Annotated in this window: 21 protein-coding genes; 12 read left to right on the top strand and 9 right to left on the bottom strand. The window is 64.8% G+C overall.

Annotated elements, in window-relative coordinates; genetic code table 11:
* Positions 1-2: 2 nt before the first annotated feature.
* Genes XH84_RS25605 through XH84_RS25595 form a run of 3 tightly spaced genes read right to left on the bottom strand, consistent with a single transcriptional unit; the run spans position 3 to position 4,335 of the window.
* Positions 3-539 carry a hypothetical protein gene (locus tag XH84_RS25605; RefSeq protein ID WP_128920175.1) on the bottom strand — a complete coding sequence of 179 codons (537 nt, stop codon included), beginning with the start codon at positions 537-539 and terminating at the stop codon, positions 3-5.
* A 12-nt stretch (positions 540-551) separates the two neighbouring features.
* Positions 552-1,877: a hypothetical protein gene (locus XH84_RS25600; protein WP_128920174.1), complete on the bottom strand. Its 1,326-nt coding sequence runs from the start codon at positions 1,875-1,877 to the stop codon at positions 552-554.
* Positions 1,843-4,335, bottom strand: coding sequence for a hypothetical protein (locus tag XH84_RS25595; RefSeq protein WP_245471848.1), 2,493 nt, complete (start codon positions 4,333-4,335; stop codon positions 1,843-1,845). Before XH84_RS25595 ends, XH84_RS25600 begins: the two co-directional genes overlap by 35 nt.
* A 513-nt stretch (positions 4,336-4,848) precedes the next feature.
* Between XH84_RS25595 and XH84_RS25585 the strand changes: the two genes are divergently transcribed.
* From XH84_RS25585 to XH84_RS25565, 5 genes are all read left to right on the top strand, one after another.
* Positions 4,849-5,547 carry an RNA polymerase sigma factor gene (locus tag XH84_RS25585; RefSeq protein ID WP_128920173.1) on the top strand — a complete coding sequence of 233 codons (699 nt, stop codon included), beginning with the start codon at positions 4,849-4,851 and terminating at the stop codon, positions 5,545-5,547.
* A 144-nt stretch (positions 5,548-5,691) separates the two neighbouring features.
* The gene (locus tag XH84_RS25580) at positions 5,692-6,516 is read left to right on the top strand and encodes a flagellin (protein ID WP_128920172.1); all 825 of its coding nucleotides are present in this window, start codon (positions 5,692-5,694) and stop codon (positions 6,514-6,516) included.
* Between the two features lie 61 nt (positions 6,517-6,577).
* The gene (gene fliD, locus XH84_RS25575; RefSeq protein ID WP_164936350.1) at positions 6,578-8,260 is read left to right on the top strand and encodes a flagellar filament capping protein FliD; all 1,683 of its coding nucleotides are present in this window, start codon (positions 6,578-6,580) and stop codon (positions 8,258-8,260) included.
* A 21-nt stretch (positions 8,261-8,281) separates the two neighbouring features.
* Positions 8,282-8,710 (top strand): flagellar export chaperone FliS, encoded by a 429-nt coding sequence (locus tag XH84_RS25570; protein ID WP_128920171.1) that lies wholly within the window; start codon positions 8,282-8,284, stop codon positions 8,708-8,710.
* A gap of 170 nt (positions 8,711-8,880) precedes the next feature.
* The gene (locus XH84_RS25565; RefSeq protein ID WP_128920170.1) at positions 8,881-9,153 is read left to right on the top strand and encodes a hypothetical protein; all 273 of its coding nucleotides are present in this window, start codon (positions 8,881-8,883) and stop codon (positions 9,151-9,153) included.
* A gap of 309 nt (positions 9,154-9,462) precedes the next feature.
* Here XH84_RS25565 and XH84_RS41455 read toward each other — a convergent pair whose 3' ends face one another.
* Positions 9,463-9,597, bottom strand: a complete 135-nt coding sequence (locus tag XH84_RS41455; RefSeq protein WP_283810280.1) for a hypothetical protein — start codon at positions 9,595-9,597, stop codon at positions 9,463-9,465.
* Positions 9,598-9,633: 36 nt separating this feature from the next.
* Between XH84_RS41455 and XH84_RS25560 the strand changes: the two genes are divergently transcribed.
* From XH84_RS25560 to XH84_RS25535, 6 genes are read left to right on the top strand one after another with little or no spacing between them, the layout of a single operon-like run.
* Positions 9,634-10,296: a flagellar hook assembly protein FlgD gene (locus XH84_RS25560; RefSeq protein ID WP_128920169.1), complete on the top strand. Its 663-nt coding sequence runs from the start codon at positions 9,634-9,636 to the stop codon at positions 10,294-10,296.
* A gap of 31 nt (positions 10,297-10,327) precedes the next feature.
* The gene (gene flgE, locus XH84_RS25555; RefSeq protein WP_128920168.1) at positions 10,328-11,593 is read left to right on the top strand and encodes a flagellar hook protein FlgE; all 1,266 of its coding nucleotides are present in this window, start codon (positions 10,328-10,330) and stop codon (positions 11,591-11,593) included.
* Positions 11,594-11,596: 3 nt separating this feature from the next.
* On the top strand, positions 11,597-11,857 hold the full coding sequence (locus tag XH84_RS25550) for a hypothetical protein (RefSeq protein WP_128920167.1): 261 nt from the start codon (positions 11,597-11,599) through the stop codon (positions 11,855-11,857).
* A 6-nt stretch (positions 11,858-11,863) separates the two neighbouring features.
* Positions 11,864-12,361: a flagellar protein FlgN gene (locus XH84_RS25545; RefSeq protein ID WP_128920166.1), complete on the top strand. Its 498-nt coding sequence runs from the start codon at positions 11,864-11,866 to the stop codon at positions 12,359-12,361.
* An 18-nt stretch (positions 12,362-12,379) separates the two neighbouring features.
* Positions 12,380-14,155: a flagellar hook-associated protein FlgK gene (flgK, locus tag XH84_RS25540; RefSeq protein ID WP_128920165.1), complete on the top strand. Its 1,776-nt coding sequence runs from the start codon at positions 12,380-12,382 to the stop codon at positions 14,153-14,155.
* 17 nt (positions 14,156-14,172) lie between these two features.
* The gene (locus XH84_RS25535; protein ID WP_128920164.1) at positions 14,173-15,084 is read left to right on the top strand and encodes a flagellin; all 912 of its coding nucleotides are present in this window, start codon (positions 14,173-14,175) and stop codon (positions 15,082-15,084) included.
* Between the two features lies 1 nt (position 15,085).
* On the opposite strand, the gene XH84_RS25530 is transcribed toward XH84_RS25535, so the two are convergent.
* Both XH84_RS25530 and upp read right to left on the bottom strand, forming a co-directional pair.
* Positions 15,086-16,666: an AMP-binding protein gene (locus XH84_RS25530; protein WP_128920163.1), complete on the bottom strand. Its 1,581-nt coding sequence runs from the start codon at positions 16,664-16,666 to the stop codon at positions 15,086-15,088.
* 33 nt (positions 16,667-16,699) lie between these two features.
* On the bottom strand, positions 16,700-17,335 hold the full coding sequence (gene upp, locus XH84_RS25525; RefSeq protein WP_128920162.1) for a uracil phosphoribosyltransferase: 636 nt from the start codon (positions 17,333-17,335) through the stop codon (positions 16,700-16,702).
* Positions 17,336-17,442: 107 nt separating this feature from the next.
* Here upp and XH84_RS25515 point away from each other — a divergent pair, with 107 nt between their 5' ends.
* On the top strand, positions 17,443-17,622 hold the full coding sequence (locus XH84_RS25515; RefSeq protein ID WP_245471847.1) for a hypothetical protein: 180 nt from the start codon (positions 17,443-17,445) through the stop codon (positions 17,620-17,622).
* Here the strand turns inward: XH84_RS25515 and XH84_RS41450 are convergent.
* The 3 genes from XH84_RS41450 to XH84_RS25505 are packed head-to-tail and all read right to left on the bottom strand — an operon-like array spanning position 17,619 to position 18,445.
* Entirely contained in the window at positions 17,619-17,747 is a 129-nt protein-coding gene (locus tag XH84_RS41450) for a hypothetical protein (RefSeq protein ID WP_283810278.1), read from the bottom strand. The genes XH84_RS25515 and XH84_RS41450 overlap by 4 nt on opposite strands.
* 15 nt (positions 17,748-17,762) lie before the next feature.
* Entirely contained in the window at positions 17,763-17,954 is a 192-nt protein-coding gene (locus XH84_RS25510; protein ID WP_128920161.1) for a hypothetical protein, read from the bottom strand.
* 23 nt (positions 17,955-17,977) lie between these two features.
* Entirely contained in the window at positions 17,978-18,445 is a 468-nt protein-coding gene (locus tag XH84_RS25505; RefSeq protein WP_128920160.1) for a hypothetical protein, read from the bottom strand.
* Positions 18,446-18,785: the final 340 nt, after the last annotated feature.

Below are 18,785 nucleotides of genomic sequence, written 5' to 3'. Positions count from 1 at the left end.
GCTCAATTCATCATCGCGAGCGTCGGACGCTGGCTCTCGCTGGATCCGATGATCCCCGGAAGATCCGTCGCCTCGCCGGCGATCATGTGCGACATGCCCCAGAACAGGTGAGCGAGGCGTGAGAACACCAGCCGCTCGCGCTCGGCAGGAACGGTGCCAACAGGGATCGTGACGGTCTCGAGGCCAACGACCTTCTTGAAATCCGGCCAGATCGTCATCGACTGCGCGATCACGGAGTAGCAGCGCGGATCGTCATCGCTCTCGTCGGGCGCGGACGGCAGGCCCGGATATTGCGTCGGCGCGGCGTAGAATTTGTAGGCACCATAGCCGAGCTTGAGCAGGAATTTCTCGGGCACGGCGACGTCGGCGGCGAAAGATACCAGCCGCGCCTCGCTCAGCACGTTCAGGTCGATGGCGCCGAGGTCCGATGCGCGGAGCGCCGAGCAGAAGGCGAGGTCGCGATTATGCTCGCGGAGCAGATTGGCCAGCGGCTGCTGCTGTTGCACGGTGTCGGTGAGCAGGATGATGGTCTTGAGCATCTCTGATATCCCTCAGGGGAAAAGTTGGCGTGCGGTCATGACCGCATCCTCGGACGCGTGTGCGGCGAAGAAGTCGTTGGCGATGCGCTGCCCCGGAGCGATCTCCAGGATGCGGTATCGCGCCAGACCGGCGGCTTCACGCGCGACGCCGACGTCGTCCTGCCAGGCGCAGAGCGACAGCTCGAGCCGGCCGTATCCGCCGCAATCGGCGGCATAGGCGCCGGTCACGGCCTCGACGGTCGCGGCGACCGCACCCGCGTCGCTGGCCGAGACGTCGCGCAGGATCACGGCGATGCCGCCTCTGGTCTCGGCCTTCGAGGTCATCACCATGAAGGCGTCGCGGGCGCCGGTGCGGCCGGCGCGGCGGGCCGCGCGCACGATGCCGGCAAAGCCGGGATCGGGACCGAGCTCCAGCGTCGTCGTCTGCTGGTCATGCAGGATCGTGGCGCGCGAGGCTCCGAGGTCGCCTTGCAGTGCGTGATAGGTGCGCGGCAGCCATACGGTATCGAGCGGCACCTGCGACGAGGTCAGGCTCCAGGCCTGATCCAGCAAATAGCCCTCCCAGACCGCGGGATAGGCGGCCGCAAGTTGCTGCCAAGCGTGAAGCAGCCGTTCCGCATGGGCGGAGCGGCCGAGATAGAGCGTGCGCGCCGACATCTCCCAGCGATTCCACTTGTGCAGGGCGACGTCGCAGCCGAGGAAGGCGGGAAGCAGCGGCGCGCCGCGCAAGGTCGCACCGGCATCGACGAACAGCAGCGGCTCGCGATACTTGTTCCACATCCGCACCATGAACTCCGCTTTCTCGAAGCAGAGCAGGCGGTCGTCTAGCTGGGTGTCGATCGGTTCGATATGACAGTCGAGCTGCAGGCGTTCGAGCGAATGGCGGAGGCGGCGCGGCGCGGCCTCGTCGCCGCCGCGCGGATGGCAGGAGACGATCCGCGGCCGGAGGGGGGAGGTATCGGCGGCGGCGAAGAATCTCGACCAGCCGATGCCGCCCCACCACATCTCGTGCGGGCCGTCGGCTCCGCAGGGGCCAACGGTGCCGAACTCGGTCAGCTTGGACTTGAGGAAATCGAAGCCGGGGTTCTCGCTTCTGGGAATGACGACGGCGCAGGCTGGATTGAGCGAACGGTAGAACAGCTCGGCCGCCGCGCCGCTCAGTGGCTCCTTGAGAATGATGACGCCGTCGTGCCGCCCGTCCGGGACGCCATCGAGCGTCGGCGCGCCGTACTGGCCGACCAGCCAGCCCAGGCGGTCGTGCTGGGCCCGGCCGAGCTTGATGCCGCCGGCTTGCAGCAACTGGTCAAGATTCGCCTGCGTCGCGTCCCGCAATTCCATGCCCCCTCGTAAGCCCTGGGATTTCAACGGCCGGGGCGGCGCGATCAGGCGCACTATTTGGAGCCGGGGTGATCGCGACGGAGTAGACCGCGATCTCCTGCGTCATCGGGCTGACCGGGATCAGCAGGCAACCGTCTTCAGTCTCGGCGCGATAGTGGCCGCCATTCCGCTGCACGCCGGCGTAGATCAGCCCGTCAGTCGCGATGGCGACAACCTCCTGGCTCTCGGCGGCGTCACGAACGTCGTCGCCCCGCTGCAGGGTCACGCCGTGAAGCAGGCCCTCGGGCGCAAATTTCGCCAGCGGCAGTGCGATCATGGTGACCGCCATGCGACGCGACAGGGGAATGCGCAGACGCAGCTCGCCAAGCCCGGTGCGGTGAACGGTCACCCCCTCCAGCGCTGCGCCGCCGTCGGCGCGGAACAGTCCGACCTGGACTGGGCCGGCGGGCCGTTCCTCAAAGACGTCAGCAGGCAGGCGGTTGGCGCCGAACAGCACGTAGAGATAATTATAGGATGGCGACAGGCCGGCGAAACTGCCCGCGAGCCACATTGGCGGCGCGGCGGCCGTGCAGGCTGCCGAGAGGCCGCGGGCGGTGATCTGGTTGCGCACGAACGGCCCATCGAGCAGCGGCGCGAGCGCGTGAGTGCCGAGATTGACGTCGTGTTTCAACGTGCCGAGCAGCGCGAGCTCGTCATCGTCAGGCAGCAGCAGAAGCCGGCCCAGCGTCGCCGCGCACCAGCTCGCCGCGACATCGGGTGCGGCATAGGGATCGAGGTCGTAGTCGCGGGCGACACCGTCCGCGCTGCCTGCGAAAGCCAGTGCGCCGGCCTGGAGCTCCGCGGCAATCGCCACCTGCTCCGGAGGACGCGGATTGATTTCGCGCAGCACCGCGCCGCCGTCGTAATCGCACACCGAGCCGTCCGCTGAGCAGCAGGCCTGCTCCAGCAACGCGACATTGCGGATCAGCATGCGCTTGACGTGAGGCGTGACGACGAGGTCGGAAATGAAGCCCGCCGCGCTGTCCTGCTCGGCGAGGTCGTCGAAGGCGTCGTCGAGCGACATCAGATAAGCGCCGTGGAGGCGGATCTCGATGCCTTCGAGGTCGAAGATGCGGCGCAGCGCCTTCTGCACGCTGCCGGAATAGCCGAGATCGGCGATGACGAGGTCGGTGCAGTCGTCGAAGCCGGGGATGGTCTGGCGGAGATAGGCGAGCAGCCTGGCGCGCAAGCCCGCGGCGAGCGCGACGATCTCAGCCGGATCGATCAATCCGGGAAGCGCCTCGGCTAGCTCTGCGCCGGAGGCAATCCCGTCCGGAAAGCCGGCAAAGAATGCGGCGACTTTCGCCGGCATGATCTTCACCATGTCGTGGAAGGTCGGCGCGTCGATCTTGAGTACCTTGCCGAGCAGATCGACGAGTGGCTGCATCGTATCGGCCGAGGCGATCAGGCTGACGCGGCGGTTGATCTCGAAATAGGCCGATGTGGCGTCACGTAGCTCCTGCCGGATCCGGTGCGACAGGAAACCGTCGCGGCCGAGAAAGCCGAGCGCGACCTTCCGGCCGGGACCCGCAATCTCCTCGCAGCGCCGCGTCACGAAGGCGTCGAACGCGGCCATCGCCGGGCCGAGCACGGTCAGCCCGAGGTGGAAGGCTTGCGACCTCTTGGCGCTGCGCGCGGCGACCATGCGCCGCAGCGTTCGTGCGCCATGATCGAGCCTTGACGGCGCGCCACCGCACAGCAGCTCGAACAGCGCCGTCTCGCGCTGAAACTTCGAGGCGAGCTGCGCAGTCGCCTGCGGATAATAGCGGGGATGAATGCCGTGGCGCCTCGCCCCCTTGATGTCGGCCTTCTCATTGTCGCCGACGTGAAAGGAAGCACCGGCGTCAATGCCCTGCTCGGAGACGTAGGTGGCGAACAACGCTTCGCTCTTGCCGCTGCCATGGTCGCAGGACGCATAGAGGAAGTCCCAGGTCAGCCCGGGACGGCAAGCCCGCAGCAGCCGGGCCAGCCGGCCGGAGTCCCAATAGGTGTCCGAGATGAATCCGACGCGATGGCCGGCGCGTTTCATGTCCAGATATTGCTTGAGCATGTCCGGGTTGACGCGGCAAAGCTCGACCTCGGCGGTGAACTCGGCTTCGACCAGATCATTCAGGTCGGTTCGTGACAGACCGAACAGCTTGAATGGAAAACAGGAATAGATCTCGTCGATGCGCACTTCGCTCGCGCCGCGTTTCTCCTTCGCAGTCCGGCGCGCACGCGATTCGGCCTGGATGCGATGTTGAACGAAACTCGCGGAAACATTCGGACAAGGTCGTGAAATGCCGGATAGCTCGTAAGTCCTTTCAAATACGCCGTCCGGCGTCGTGCATGCGCGCAACAGAAATGTATCGAAAACATCGAACGACCAAGCAGAAACAATTTGCGCGCGGCGCTCCGCGCCGACCGTAGCTAACTTCATGCTGCAATTCCCCGCCCACTGGGATGATTAACGTGCGCATGCGTCGGGTCAGGCGCCACAAATGCAAAAAAACTTCACGCGCGATTCAAAATCGCGTTCGTCGCGACTGACAGATTCAAAAAAATCGCTAGGTTCGAAAAAGGTGATTCGGAAAAAATTGCCGAGTGCGGAAGTCGTCTCTCGTTCAGTCACGCTCGGAAACAATCGCTTCTTGATGCGCCACGCGCGCGTCGCGTTCGATCACCTAGTGCCGAGTAATGTCTGCGTTTTCTCCCACATGCATCTGTTCAGGATGGATGATCCGCCATGGCGCGAGACGATGTGATGATTGCAGGATCGATGCGCGAAGTTCGCGCGCGGTCGGCAGTTGTTGCCCGCCACTCGGCAAAATTGACCGGCTAACATCTTGAAAAACAACAAAAAATCTTCGCCTGGATCGCTTCATTGGCCCGTTCAACGCCTGGAAGCCGTGTGGCATGTGCGCCCCCGGCATTGCGGGTTGGAGGTTGCGGGATGAGTTACGCTGCTGATGTCATGGCGCCCGCCGAGGCCGGGAGTGCGACAGCGGTGTCGGCCGAAGCGGCGGTGCCGATGATGCCCTCAGTGCCGCTCGCGCCGGACGGCGCGCCTGTCGCCGACGACGTCGTCTATGATGAAGACAGCGAGCTGCTCGACAAGCTCGCGACCGGCGACGAGGTTGCCTTCCGTATGCTTGTCGAGCGCCACATCGATCGCGCCTATGCAATTGCGCTGCGCATCGCCGGCAACGCGGCGGACGCCGAGGACGTGGTGCAGGACACCATGCTCAAGATCTGGAGCCATCGTGGACGCTGGCAGCATGGCCGCGCCAAGTTCTCGACCTGGCTGTACCGTGTCATTTCCAATCGCTGCATCGATCTGCGCCGCAAGCCGCGCAACGAGAACGTCGACACCGTGCCGGAGGTCGCCGACGGCCAGCCCGGCGCGGTCGAGATCATCGAGCGTAACGAGCTGAACGACATGCTGGAACTGGCGATGCAGCGCCTGCCCGAGCAGCAGCGCATCGCGGTGATCTTCTCGTACCATGAGAACATGAGCAACGGCGAGATCGCTCAGGTGATGGACACGACGGTGGCCGCCGTCGAGTCGCTGCTCAAGCGCGGACGCCAGCAGCTTCGCCAGCTCCTGCGCAAGCACGAGCGCGACATCCGCACCGCGTTTACCGACTGCTAACCATAAAATCGCGCCAGCGAAAGCTTTCGCGCCTGATCTCCGTGCACTCCGTCGTTTGAGCGAACGGACGGGGCTGCGGTCCGCGTCGTCGTAAGTCGATTTCAACGATGCGGCACGCCATGCCCATCAGCACAGGAGCTTTCAATGCCCGCAATCAACACCAATACCGCCGCCAATGCCGCGGTTCGTTACCTCAACATCAACTCATCGCAGGAGACCTCTTCGCTCTCGAAGCTGTCGAGCGGTTCGCGCATCACGTCGGCTTCCGACGACGCCGCCGGTCTTGCGATTTCCACCCGCATCTCCTCGGACGTCACCACGCTGCAGCAGGCCGCGACCAACGCCTCGCAGGCCACCGCGATCCTGCAGACCGCCGACGGCGGCGCCTCGAACATCTCCGACATTCTCGCCCGCATGAAGTCGCTGGCCTCGGAATCGGCGTCGGGCACCACGACCGACTCCAGCCGCGCCTATATCAACTCGGAATTCACGCAGCTCACGAGCGAAATCGATTCGATCGCGTCCGGCACCCGTTACTCCAGCCAGAGCCTGCTCGACGGCTCCAGCGTGTTCGCCTCCGGCGTCTCGGTGCTGGTCGGCTCCTCGGGCTCGGATACCATCACCATCACGCTCACGAGCCTGACGGCCTCCTCGCTCGGCGTGTCCTCGCTCGACGTCAGCTCGCTGTCGGACGCGACCTCGGCGCTGACTACGCTTGATACGGCGATCGACACCGTCTCCGCCGCCCGCGCCAGCATCGGTGCCCAGGAATCCCGCTTCAACTTCAGCGCGGACTCGATCTCGACCCAGACCGAGAACCTGCAATCGGCCAACTCGGCGATCAAGGACGTCGACATCGCGGCCGAGCAGTCCAAGCTCTCCTCCGCGGAAGTGAAGACCCAGGCTGCCGTGTCGGCGCTGGCCGCGGCGAACCAGATGCCCCAGTACCTGCTCAAGCTGCTGGGCTGATGACGAGACGGGCGGGCCGGCGTGATGCCGGCCCGCTTCTTACCAGGGACCGATACGCAAAGTGGCTTCCGTCAGTTCGAGCACCAGCAGCACAAGTTCGGGTGTGTCCGTCACCACGAGCGGGACCACCAATTCGAGCAGCATCGACTGGTCGGCGCTGATCCAGTCAGCCGTCGACGCGAAGACCGCGCAGGCGGATACGATCTCGACCACGATCACGAACAACGAGGCCAAGATCTCGGCCTATCAGACGCTCCAGAGCGATCTGAAGACGCTGTATTCGGGGTTGGCGTCGCTGTCGACCGCAGTGGTCAACTCGTTGTCCACCAGCGCGTTTGCCACGCGTGCCGCGAGCATCAGCTCGACCGGGCATGTCAGCGCCTCCTCGGCGCTCTCCATGACGATCAAGAGCGGCGCTGCGACCGGCGACCACACGCTGACGATCAGCCAGCTCGCCGCCGCGCAGAAGGTTGCCGGCACTTCGCAATCGAGTCAGACCGACGAGCTCGGCTATTCCGGCTCGTTTTCCATTGGTCTGGAGGGCGGTACTACGTCCGACATCACCGTCACCAGCACGATGTCGCTCCAGGACGTCGTCGATGCCATCAACGCCCAGACCTCGACGACCAATGTCCAGGCCTCCATCGTGCAGGTGTCCAGCACCTCGTACCAGATGGTGTTGACCAGCACCGAGGATGCGGCCGATATCAGCTATTCCAGCACGTCCGGCGACGACATCATGAACCAACTGGGTGTGACCGACAGCTCGGGAAGCTTCTCCGACGTCATCCAGGAGGCGCAGTCGGCCGAATTTACGCTCGACGGCATCTCGATGACCCGCGATACCAACGACGTCACCGACGTGCTGACCGGGGTCACCTTCAGCCTGCTCCAGGCGACGCCGGACGGAACGTCGCTGAACATCAGCATCGAGACCGATACCAGCCAGATCCAATCGGCTCTGGAGACGTTCGTCACCAATTACAACGCCTTTCGCGACGAGGTCGTCGCCCAGCAGGCGACCGCAACCGACGGCACGGCGGATTCGAGCGCGGTCTTGTTTGGCGACGGAACGATGCGCAACATCATGGATGCGCTCCAGAATGCCCTGAACAGCACGGTCGGCGGCATGACCATGGCCGATCTCGGTCTGTCGTTCAACGAGAGCAACGAGCTGGAGCTCGACACCTCGACACTGTCGGACATCCTGAGCACGAATCTGAGCGGCGTGACCAAGCTGTTGTCGGCACAGACGACGACCTCGTCGAGTCAGCTCAGCGTCGTCAACACGGGGACGTCGCCGCAATCCTTCACCCTGGATCTGACGGTCGATTCCGACGGCAACCTCGCCTCGGCATCGGTCGGCGGCGATTCGACGCTGTTTACGGTCAGCGGTACCACGATCATCGGCGCCGCCGGTTCGATCTACGCCGGCATGGCCTTCACCTACAGCGGGTCGACCTCCCAATCGATCACCGTGACATCGACCTCGGGCATTGCGACGCAGCTCTACCAGATCGCGAAGGATTACTCGTCCTCGACCGGCGTGCTGCAGACGCTGATCACCAATCTGACGACGCGCGATGACGATCTTCAGCAGAAGGTCGACGACATCAACAGTGCGGCCGCGACGCTGCAGTCGCAGCTCCAGACCCAATATGCAAAGTACCAAGCGGCGATCGAGAGCGCCAACAGCACGCTGACCTACCTCAAGGCACTGCTGAACAGCTCCTCGAGCAATTGATCGTGTGAGACAGAGTGATCGATGATGCATAAACAGATGGCGTACATGGCCAACCAGGCCTATCGGGGCGCGGCAACGAGCGTGCCGCCACTCAAGGCGATTTCGATGCTGCTCGGCGGAGCGATCACCTTTCTCCATAAGTCGCTGGCCGCGCAGGAAGCGCGCCGCTTCGAGGAAGGGCACGAACACCTGATGAGGGCGACCGCAATCCTGCGCGGGCTGAGCCACAATCTCGACTTCGCCAAGGGCGGCGCGGTGGCGGAACAGGTGTTCCAGACCTACAACGCGATGATCCTGGCAAGCCTCAAGGCGTTCGGCCGCCCGCATGCGCGTGCGAGTTTCGGGCGTATCATCGCAGGGCTCGCCGAGCTTCGGGAGGCCTGGGAATTCGTCGACACGACGGCGCGTGGCGGGATGGCTGCGCGGGCCGATTCGGCGCGCAGGGGCTGAGGCGGTGGTTTCTCTCCGATGCGGGGAGGGCGGCCGACGACGTCTTCCGTCCGTTTCGTTGGTTTCCGTAGTGGTCCGGGCCCTTTTGGCGCCAAAGCCGGTCCGAAACCGGTTTCCGACGCACGCGCAATGCTTTATGACGGGCCGGACCAAGGCGGGACCGGCAGACGATGGACGTCACCGAGTTTGAGGAACTGATCGACCGGCTGGGCGAGGATCTCTCGCTCTGGCCCGACGATCGGCGTGCGCCCGCCGAAGAGCTGCTGGCATGCTCGCCCGCCGCGCAGGCTGTGCTGGACGAGGCGCGCACCTTGCGCCGTGCGCTCGCATCGCCGCCGGTCCGCGCACCCGCGGGCCTTGCCGACCGCATCGTCGCCGCTGCCGCCAAAATGAAGGGCGAGGCCGCCGAGCCCCGCACGGAAGGCGAGACGGCCGAGAGCTGACGGCTCCTACCGAGATCGTTCCTTCGCCTCGCCCCGCTTGCGGCGGGGCAATCGCACATGGGAGCGATCTCGCCTGTGGCCTTCCTTCGAGACGCCCGCCGTTGGCGGGCCCTCAGGATGGGGACCGGGTGCGCGGCGCCAGTATCAGCGAGGACTAATGCTGCTGAGCCTCATCCTGATGAGACCGCGAAGCGGTCGTCTCGGAGGACGAGGCGCGCGCTCATGTCGCGCTGAGCGCCATGTGCGATTGCCCTGCGCTTGCGGGGCGAGGGGAGTGCACTGCCGCCGCGGCTTCAAACCAGCTTCACATCATTGCTCTTGTCGTAGGTGCACGCGGCAGATTTTGCCGTGTCGAAAGCCGTTCTCGCGCGCGCGAATCGCCGCCTGAATCCGCGCGTCCAGCCGTTTCATCAGCACACAGATTTCAAGCGCGCCGACCAACATCAAGTCGCCGGCAGCGCAGGGAAGCCGGAGTTTCTGATGACCGTTTCCGCCACGAGTTCCGCGACGACTGCGACGATGACGTCATCGTCGAGCACGTCGTCCTCGTCGACACTGACGTCCAGCGACTTCCTGAACCTGCTGGTCAACGAGCTTCAGAACCAGGATCCGCTGAATGCGACTTCGACGACCGACCTCGTCAATCAGCTCACCTCCTACGCCAATTTCACCTCCCAGCAGTCAATCAACTCCAGTCTCACTTCGCTCGCGGGTTCGTTCTCGAGCCTCGTGACGCTCAACTCGGTGAACTATATCGGCCACACTGTCGAGGCGAAGACCGATACGTCAACCTTGAGCAACGGCTCGGCGACCTTCGGCTACTCGCTGTCATCGGCCGCCTCGAACGTCTCGGTCAGCATCTCGGATTCCTCCGGCAACGTTGTCTACACCGGCACCGGCACCGGAAATTCCGGCTCCAACAGCTTCACCTGGGACGGCAAGGACTCCAGCGGCAACCAGCTCTCGGATGGCGGCCAGTACACCATCTCGGTGACCGCGACCGATTCCGCTGGCAACTCGGTCCTCAATTACACGACCGTCACCGGCACGGTGACCGGCATCGACACCTCGACCTCCACGCCCTCGCTGACGGTGAACGGCGTCTCCGTCAGCGCCGCCAACATCCTCGGCGTCACGTCCTGATCTCTCGTCCCGATTTCCTTGGAGTTTCATCATGAGTCTCACCGGTGCATTGTCCTCGGCGATCTCGGCGCTGAGCGCCCAGAGCCAGTCCTTGTCGATGATTAGCGACAACATCGCCAACTCCGATACGACCGGCTACAAGACGACCTCGGGGATGTTCGACGCGCTGGTGACGGCCTCCAGCAACACGACATCTTACGCCTCGGGCGGCGTCACAGTTTCGGGCCGCGCCAACATCACCCAGCAGGGTCTGCTCGCGGCAACCTCCAACGCCACCGATGTCGCGATCCAGGGCTCGGGCTTCTTCGTGGTGACCGACGCCACGTCGGGCGGCACCGTCGCCTATAGCCGCAACGGCGCCTTCACGATCAACAATGCCGGCTATATCGAGAACAACGGTTACTACCTCGAGGGCTGGCGTACCGACGCGGACGGCAACGTCGTCGGCAGTGAATCGGCGAGCAATCTCGAAGCGATCAACACTCAGGTCGCCTCGACCAGCGGCAGCGCCACCACCAAGACCACGATCGCGGCGAACCTGCCGTCGGATGCCGCGACCGGCGATACCTATACCAGCTCGATGACGGTCTACGATTCGCTCGGTGCCGCGAACACGATGCAGATCACCTGGAGCAAGACCGGCACCAACACCTGGAGTGCCAGTTTCGCCAATCCGACGTCGGCCTCGGACACGACGACTGCGACCGGCACGGCTTCGGGCACGATCGACATCACCTTCAACAGCGACGGATCGCTCGCCAGCACGAGCCCGGATCCCGCGACCGTTGCCGTGACCGGCTGGACCGACGGCGCCGCCGACAGCGCGATCACACTCGATCTCGGCACCGTCGGAGGGACCGACGGCCTGACCCAATACGCCTCTGGTGAGACCACACCGTCGGTCAACGTCACCAGCATCGATTCGGACGGTCTATCCTATGGCAAGCTGTCCAGCATCTCGATCGGCAAGAACGGCGTCGTCGACGCCACCTATTCCAACGGCCAGACGATCGCGATCTACAAGATCGCGGTCGCGACCTTCGCCGATCCCAACGGGCTGGCCCCGTCCAGCAACGGCATTTATTCGGCGACAGTGACGTCAGGCAACGCTGCGTTACAGGCCTCCGGCGAGAATGGCGCGGGCACGATCTACGGCAGCGAGCTGGAGTCCTCGACCACCGACACCTCCAGCCAGTTCTCGAGCATGATCTCGGCGCAGCAGGCCTATTCCGCAGCGTCCCAGGTCATCTCCACCGTCAACAAGATGTACGACACCCTGATCTCGGCCATGAGGTGATCGATGCACGGTGAAAGCGCGAGCGCTGCCGGAGAAGCGTTGCTGCGCCGGTTGCGGCGGTTGGTGGCGCGAGCCGCAACGGTTGGGAGTAGCGACCGCAAGCAGCTGCTCGCGCTAATCGACGATTTCGAGATGGTCCGCCGCGGCCTCCTGCGCGAATGCGCGGAGATCGAAGGGCAGATGAAGCAGGCAACCGCCAGGACGACCGCGATCGGCGCCTATTTGCGCAGCTCACAGGCCGGCCGCGGCAAACCGCATAATTAGAAGGCGATGACGATGACCGCAGCCCAGACCAAGAGCAAAGCCAAGAATCAGGCCAAGAATCCGGCCAAGAGCCAAGTCACCGGGACGAGCGATGCGCGGATCGAGTCGCTGATCACGCTGATCGATACGCTGACCGCGCTGGTCGCGGCGGAGAATGCAGAGCTCGCCAAGGGCCTGCCCGCCTCGCGCCTGAAACAGGTCGACGAAAAGAACCGCCTGGCGGAGATGTTCGAGCGCACGGTGGCCGAATGCGCGGCGGGCAACACGAGCCTGAACGTCAGGGACCGGATCCTGCGCGAACAGCTGCTGGAGCGGATTCTGAATCTGCGCGCCGCGATGGACGAGAACCTGCTGCGCCTGCGGGCAGCGATCGAGGCCAGCAACCGCCGGATCGAGGCCGTCATGCAGGCGATCCGCGAGCAGATCGCGGCGGTGTCGCCCTATGGCGCCTCCGGCCGGCTTGCCGCTCGCGCGGTTTCCAGCGGCACCAGCCGCAGCGCCTGACGAGCCGAGGAGCCAGCCGTGTCACTCGATATCGCGCGATCCATCGCCTTCAGCGGGCTATCGGCCACGTCCGTGCAGATCAGCGTGACGTCGTCGAACATCTCGAATGCCGACACGAGGGGCTATACCGCGAAGACCGCGAACCAGTCGAGCAGCGTGACCAACGGCGTCGGCACCGGCGTCACGGTGACGGGCATCACCTCGACCGTCGACAAGCTGCTGCTGAAATCGCTGATCGCCGCGACCTCAGAGCTCGGATCGGCCGATACCACGAATACCTACCTGACTTCGCTCGGAAACCTCTATGGCTCGACCAGCAGCAGTGACAGTTCGTCAACCGGCACCTCGCTCGCCAACAATATCGCCTCGCTCGAATCGGCGGTGTCGTCGCTGGCGAGCTCGCCGAGCAGCGCCTCGCTGCAGTCCAACGTCGTCAGCGCACTCGACGATGTCGCAAGCCAATTGCGGGAGACGTCGAGCGGCATCCAGAAGCTGCGCGCCGACGCCGACCAAGACATCTCGTCCGCGGTCGACGACGTCAATACCGACCTGCAGCAGATCTCGGATCTGAACGCCCAGATCAAGCAGACGGCGGCGGCGGGCCAGTCGACCGCGGACCTCGAGGACCAGCGCAACACCGCGCTGCAGGACCTCGCCTCGAAGATGAACATCAACTACTTCACCGCATCGAACGGCGATATCCAGATCTACACCAAGTCCGGCCAGGCGCTGGTCGACAGCTCCGCGCATACGATCAGCTATACGGCCGCTTCCAATGTGACGGCGTCGACGACGTACACTGCCGGTTCCTCGTCGAGCGGCGGCTTCAGCGCGATCACAGTGAACGGCGTCGACATCACCTCGCAGATATCGGGCGGAGACATCGGTGCGCTCATTACGCTCCGCGACGAGACGCTGCCGGACGCGCAGTCCCAGCTCGACCAGCTGGCCCAGCAGCTCGCATCAGTGATGAACAGCGTCTCGAACAGCGCGTCCGCGGTGCCGGCGCCGACGAGCCTCACCGGGACGACCAGCGTCAGCAGCGGCACGGCGCTGTCCGCCACCGGAACGGTGCGCATCGCCGTCACTGACCAGAGCGGCAATCTGGTCTCATACGGCGATCTCGACCTGTCGTCCTATTCCACGGTCGGCGATCTCGTCACCGCCATCAACGGCATTTCCGGATTGTCGGCATCGGTCGACGCAGATGGCCATCTCTCGATCGCGGCGACCGGCTCGGGCAATGGTGTCGCCATCAACGAGATGACGAGCTCGGTCGGAGCTTTGGGCGAAGGGTTTTCGGACTATTTCGGTCTCAATGATCTCGTGACCGGAACGAGCGCGGCGGATATCGCGGTCAACGCCAAGATCCTGTCCGGGACGAACGAGATCCAGCTCGCGACGCTGGATTCCTCGTCGACCCTGGCCGTTGGCAGCAGCGTGCTGTCGTCCGGCTCGGCCGCAGTGGTCAACGCTTTCTACGATGCGCTGACGGGGTCTCGGACCTTCGCATCCACCGGCGGCCTTGCGGCCACCACCGGCTCCCTGGCCGACTATGCCTCGACCATCGTGTCGGACGTGGCCAGCAAGGCGTCGCATGCGTCTGCCACCTACACGGCGAAGGAAACCGCGCAGTCGACCTATGCCAGTTCGTTGTCCTCGCAATCCGGCGTCAACCTCGACGAGGAATCCGCCAAGCTCAGCACGCTTCAGAACAAGTACACGGCGGCGTCCGCGCTGATCCAGGCCATCAACACCATGTATTCGGCGCTGTTGTCCGCCGTTCAGTCGTAACGGCCGGAGGCACGCTCATGGTCGCGATGCGGGTCGCCACCTTCGCGCAGTCGAACAGGATGATCGCCGACGCGATGCGCGTGGAGTCGGTCATGGCCAACAAGCAGATCCAGGAATCGACGGGCGTGATCGCGACCGATTTCGGCGGTTACGGCTCGGACGCGCAGCATGTCGTCAACTTGCAGGTCTCGGTCACGCGCGCGCAGTCCTATGTCGATGCCGCGACGCTCGCCGACAGCAAGATCCAGGTGATGTATTCGGCCATCGGCTCGATGACCGACATTCTCACGCAGCTCCGGTCCCAGCTCAGCGCGGCCTCGACCGGCGGCTCGACCGAGACCAATTCGGTGATCACCACCGCCCAGCAGATGCTGCAGGAGATGGGCTCGCTGATGAACACGCAATATGACGGCCGGTACGTCTTTGCCGGCGGCAAGACCGATACGGCGCCGGTCGATCTGACCAGCTTCTCGTCCGGCGTGGGATCCACCACCGCGGCCGACACCAGCTACTACAAGGGAGACGACGAGATCGCCTCCGTCCGCGTTGCCTCGGACGAGACGGTATCGTACGGCGTCACCGCCGACAATTCGGCGTTCGAGGAGGTGATGCGCGTATTGAAGTTCGTCGCGAACAGCACCACGCTGTCGTCCTCGGACATTTCCAGCGCGCTCGATCTTGCCGGCACGGCACTCGACGACACCGCGGCGGTGCAGGCGAGGCTCTCGAACGCGGCATCCTCGATCGAGACGGCGAGCGCCCGCCAGACCGACTACAAGAGCTATGCCGAAACGCTGTCGAATGACCTCACCGGCGTCGACGTCGCCGCCATCACGGCACAGCTCTCGACTTACCAGGCGCAGCTCACCGCGTCCTACTCGGCCCTCGCCAAGATCCTGAGCATCAATCTCGCGAGCTACCTGAAATAGATCAGGCTATTTCGGCGGCGATCCGCTCCGTCGCCATCGCGCGCAGCCTTGCGCGCTGGATCTTCACGCCGTTGGCGCTGTCGGTGACGGGAAAGGCGTCCACGAGATAGATTCGTGCCGGGACCTTGTAGCCGGCGAGCCGCTCGCGCAGATGCGCGATCAGCGTCTCCTGCATCGGCGGCTCCCTTGCCGGAATCACGAACGCCACGCAGCGCGTCTGGCCGTTCAGGTCGACCGCAACCACCTGGGCGTCGGCTACGCCGGCATAGGATTTGAGCTCGTCCTCGATCTCGCCGGGCGCGACGAGGAAACCGCCGAGCCGCATGGCATCGCCCGCGCGGGTCTCGTAGACGAAGGAACCGTCGCCGCGCAGCCGGCCGATATCGCCGGTGCGGAAGAACCCGTCCGCAGTGATCGCATCGCGCGTTGCATCCGGGTTGTGGAAATACCCGAGGAAGCGTGACGGCGCGCTGATCTCGATCTCGCCGGAGACGGCACTGGCTGCAAGCTCGCCGGTCTCGGTGTCGCGGACGCGCACTCTTGCGTCAGGTGACATCGGCCAGCCGCCGCCCTCGATACGATCGGCGAAGGCATCGGCAGGCTGCGCGATCGCGAACAGGGCTTGGACCTCGCTCGACCCATAGAGGCCGAACAGCGGCAGGCCGCGCGCCTCGGCTTCCGCGGCCAGCTCGCGCCAGCCGGGCTGGAACGCGGCGAAGCCGCAGACTTCCAGATGCGGGAACGGGCGCGGCGCATCGGTGAGGGCGAGAATGCGTCGGAACATCTCGTCGGAGCCGAAGGCGTGCGTGATCCTGTGCTCGCTGAGGATATTCAGCGCCGGTGCCGCCTCGAAGGCGTCGAGCACATGAACGGTCGCACCCGCCGCGACGAAGCCAAGCAGGCTCGTCATGCCAAAGGTGCCGCAGAACGGCAGCATGGCCAGCAGCGAATGACGATCCGGATCAAGTTGCAGCGCTCGGGCGACGGAGGTGGCGTGCGTGGTCAGCGTCCGCTGCGAATGCGCCACGAGCTTCGGCCCCTTGGTGGTGCCCGAGGTCGTGTAGAGCAGCACCGGCAGGTCGATGTCGTCCTGGGCCGGCGGGGCGGGAGGATAGAACCTGTCGAAGGCGTCGAAGCGCACGCAGGGCCAGTGCGCCGGGATCGCATCCGCGCCGACCACCGCGAGCCGTTGCAGTGCGGGGACTTCGTGCTTGGCGATGCCGTCGAGGATCGCGGCAAAATCGATCGAGCGGAATGCGGCCTCGGCCACCATCAGCCTGGCGCCGGACAAACGAAGCAGATGCGCGACTTCGGCACTGCGGTAGCGCGTATTGACGGCGGCGACGATCGCACCACATCGGGCGGCGGCGAACAGCAGGGCGATCCATTCGATCCGGTTGACCAGCCAGACCGCGACCACGTCGCCCTGGCCGATGCCTTGCGCCGCGAGCCAGGCGGCGGTCTGCTCGATCTTTCTCTCGAATTCCGCGCGCGAGACCGGCGTGCCGTCGAATACGAAGGCGGGATCGGCGGCGGCCTCTGTCCGGAGCAGCGATTGCAGGGAAAACGCGTTGGCACTCATGGCTAGCGGAGTAACCCGATCGTGCAGACCTGTCTACTTGGTGCCGAACATCCGGTCGCCGGCATCGCCCAGGCCCGGCACGATGTAGCCGTGGTCGTTGAGCCGCTCGTCGATCGCGGCGGTCCAGATCGGCACGTCGGGATGCTCGGTCTGGAATTGCGCGATGCCCTCAGGCGCCGCCAGAAGGCAGACGAAGCGGATGTCGCGGGCGCCGCGGGCCTTGAGCAGGGAGGCGCCGGCACAGGCCGAGTTGCCGGTCGCCAGCATCGGGTCCATCAGGATCACGGTGCGGTCGGACAGGTCCTGCGGCGCCTTGAAGTAATATTCCACGGCTTGCAATGTGTCGGGGTCGCGGTAGAGCCCGATATGGGCGATGCGCGCCGAGGGCATCAGCGCCAGCATGCCGTCGAGGAAGCCGACGCCGGCGCGCAGGATCGGCGCCAGCGTGAGCTTCTTGCCGGCGATCTTGGGCGCCTGCATCGGCGCGATCGGCGTCTCGATCTCGACCAGCTCCAGCGGCAAATCGCGCGTCACCTCGTAAGCGAGCAGCATCCCGATCTCGTTCAGGATCTCGCGAAAGCTCTTGGTCGAGCGGTCCTTCTCCCGCATCAGGGAGAGCTTGTGCTGGACCAGGGGGTGGACGACGACGTTGACTTTGCCTGTGCTCATGAAACCGCTCTACACGTTTCCCCAGAATTGCGCCAGATCGGCGGGGCTTTTCGGAGGGGGCAGGTGGCCTCAACCGGGCATCGCCACTGCGCTGCGGGCGCGGTTGCTTGCGGCGTAGGCAGCCCTGGTCAATTCACGGTCGATCGCTGCGCGCATCGCTTGCCGTGCTCTGCAGGTCGGCGCTCCAGGGCGCCCTGATCCAGGCCCGCGTCGAGCGCAGCGGCCGGCCGATCGAGGTCGCGGCGGCGGAATTGGCGCGGCTGATCGAGAGGGAAGCGAGGAGCTAGGCGCCCAGCCCGCGCGCCACCAGCGTGATCACGAGCGTCAGGATCGCGCCCCAGATCAGGCCCAGCGTCATGGTCAGGATGGTCACGGTGACCACCTGCTCGAGATTTCCCTTGAAGAGCGGCATGCGGGCCAGTCCCCTTTAGGCGTGGAGATGCCAGAGATAGATGGCGGCTCTCAGCGCGATCAGGGCCGTGAGCACGCTGCCCATCGAGAGCACGGTCAGCCCATGCAGCGCGAGGCGCTTGAGCTGGGCCCTGCGCGGCTTCGATAGGCGTGGCTCGCGTTCGGTCCAGCGCAGCAATTGTTCAAAGCCATGTGTCAACGTCGGCATTTCTGGAATCCTTTCAGGTGGCCCTAGCCGAAATTGTCGCAGGCGAGCGGCTCGTAAAGCGGATCCGGCAGGGGGCGAACGGAAGGCACGCTCGGCCGCGTCGCGTCTACTGCCAATGCTCGGACCTCGACGAGGGCCGACAGCAGAGCCAGCGCGAGGTCGGCGTGGTGCGCTTCGACCGCGGCATCCAGCCACTCCGGCAGTTCGCGCTGGCGCGACAGCGCACAATGCCACTCGCCCTCGTCATAGGCGATGCGCCGGACCTGCCACATCGGCAGTTCGAGCTCCAGCAGGGCCAGCGCCGCGTCGGCCCAGCCTTCGGCATCGATCAGGCGCATGAGGCGTGAGGTGCGTTCGCTCTGGCCGAGCGAGTGGACGCGTCGGCAAGCCTTGTCGATGACGTCGAACATCAACGGGCGTGTCATCCCCGGGGCTGCGCGAAGCTGCTGTCTGAGGGAAGGCGGGTCGAGGCGTCGAAGAATGGCGGTCATGTCAGGCCTCCTGGAGACGGCGTCGGTCAGTCGGCCGGCATCGCCAGGATGGCCTCAAAGGCATTTGAAAACGAGAGGAGGATCGGACGAGAGATATAGGGATTTCATAAGTGTTGGGGTGGAGGAAAGTGAGGGGTGCGTCATCAGCCGCTGTCGTCCCGGACAAGCGCGCCTCGGCGCGCGCCGATCAGGGACGACAACGTGGTTGCCTCGCGAGCATCGCCGCGAGCCTTTATGAGATTCCTATAACATCGCCGCGGCCATCGTCTCGAAAACCTATGCCGGCGCTGGCACTTCAGCACGGTCAATAGTCCCGGCTGTTATCCGTGGAAATGCGTTC

It is taken from the genome of Bradyrhizobium nanningense (assembly GCF_004114535.1).
Taxonomy (GTDB): Bacteria; Pseudomonadota; Alphaproteobacteria; order Rhizobiales; family Xanthobacteraceae; genus Bradyrhizobium; species Bradyrhizobium nanningense.
Note: the sequence above shows the minus strand (reverse complement) of the source record. Positions and strands in the feature narration are given on the sequence as shown.

What these genes read in the sequence shown, in the direction of transcription:
- XH84_RS25605 (WP_128920175.1), bottom strand. Translation starts at nt 539, where the DNA reads ATGCTCAAGACCATCATCCTGCTCACCGACACCGTGCAACAGCAGCAG.
- XH84_RS25600 (WP_128920174.1), bottom strand. Translation starts at nt 1,877, where the DNA reads ATGGAATTGCGGGACGCGACGCAGGCGAATCTTGACCAGTTGCTGCAA.
- XH84_RS25595 (WP_245471848.1), bottom strand. Translation starts at nt 4,335, where the DNA reads ATGAAGTTAGCTACGGTCGGCGCGGAGCGCCGCGCGCAAATTGTTTCT.
- XH84_RS25585 (WP_128920173.1), top strand. Translation starts at nt 4,849, where the DNA reads ATGAGTTACGCTGCTGATGTCATGGCGCCCGCCGAGGCCGGGAGTGCG.
- XH84_RS25580 (WP_128920172.1), top strand. Translation starts at nt 5,692, where the DNA reads ATGCCCGCAATCAACACCAATACCGCCGCCAATGCCGCGGTTCGTTAC.
- XH84_RS25570 (WP_128920171.1), top strand. Translation starts at nt 8,282, where the DNA reads ATGATGCATAAACAGATGGCGTACATGGCCAACCAGGCCTATCGGGGC.
- XH84_RS25565 (WP_128920170.1), top strand. Translation starts at nt 8,881, where the DNA reads ATGGACGTCACCGAGTTTGAGGAACTGATCGACCGGCTGGGCGAGGAT.
- XH84_RS41455 (WP_283810280.1), bottom strand. Translation starts at nt 9,597, where the DNA reads ATGTTGGTCGGCGCGCTTGAAATCTGTGTGCTGATGAAACGGCTGGAC.
- XH84_RS25560 (WP_128920169.1), top strand. Translation starts at nt 9,634, where the DNA reads ATGACCGTTTCCGCCACGAGTTCCGCGACGACTGCGACGATGACGTCA.
- flgE (WP_128920168.1), top strand. Translation starts at nt 10,328, where the DNA reads ATGAGTCTCACCGGTGCATTGTCCTCGGCGATCTCGGCGCTGAGCGCC.
- XH84_RS25550 (WP_128920167.1), top strand. Translation starts at nt 11,597, where the DNA reads ATGCACGGTGAAAGCGCGAGCGCTGCCGGAGAAGCGTTGCTGCGCCGG.
- XH84_RS25545 (WP_128920166.1), top strand. Translation starts at nt 11,864, where the DNA reads ATGACGATGACCGCAGCCCAGACCAAGAGCAAAGCCAAGAATCAGGCC.
- XH84_RS25535 (WP_128920164.1), top strand. Translation starts at nt 14,173, where the DNA reads ATGGTCGCGATGCGGGTCGCCACCTTCGCGCAGTCGAACAGGATGATC.
- XH84_RS25530 (WP_128920163.1), bottom strand. Translation starts at nt 16,666, where the DNA reads ATGAGTGCCAACGCGTTTTCCCTGCAATCGCTGCTCCGGACAGAGGCC.
- upp (WP_128920162.1), bottom strand. Translation starts at nt 17,335, where the DNA reads ATGAGCACAGGCAAAGTCAACGTCGTCGTCCACCCCCTGGTCCAGCAC.
- XH84_RS41450 (WP_283810278.1), bottom strand. Translation starts at nt 17,747, where the DNA reads ATGCCGCTCTTCAAGGGAAATCTCGAGCAGGTGGTCACCGTGACCATC.
- XH84_RS25510 (WP_128920161.1), bottom strand. Translation starts at nt 17,954, where the DNA reads ATGCCGACGTTGACACATGGCTTTGAACAATTGCTGCGCTGGACCGAA.
- XH84_RS25505 (WP_128920160.1), bottom strand. Translation starts at nt 18,445, where the DNA reads ATGACCGCCATTCTTCGACGCCTCGACCCGCCTTCCCTCAGACAGCAG.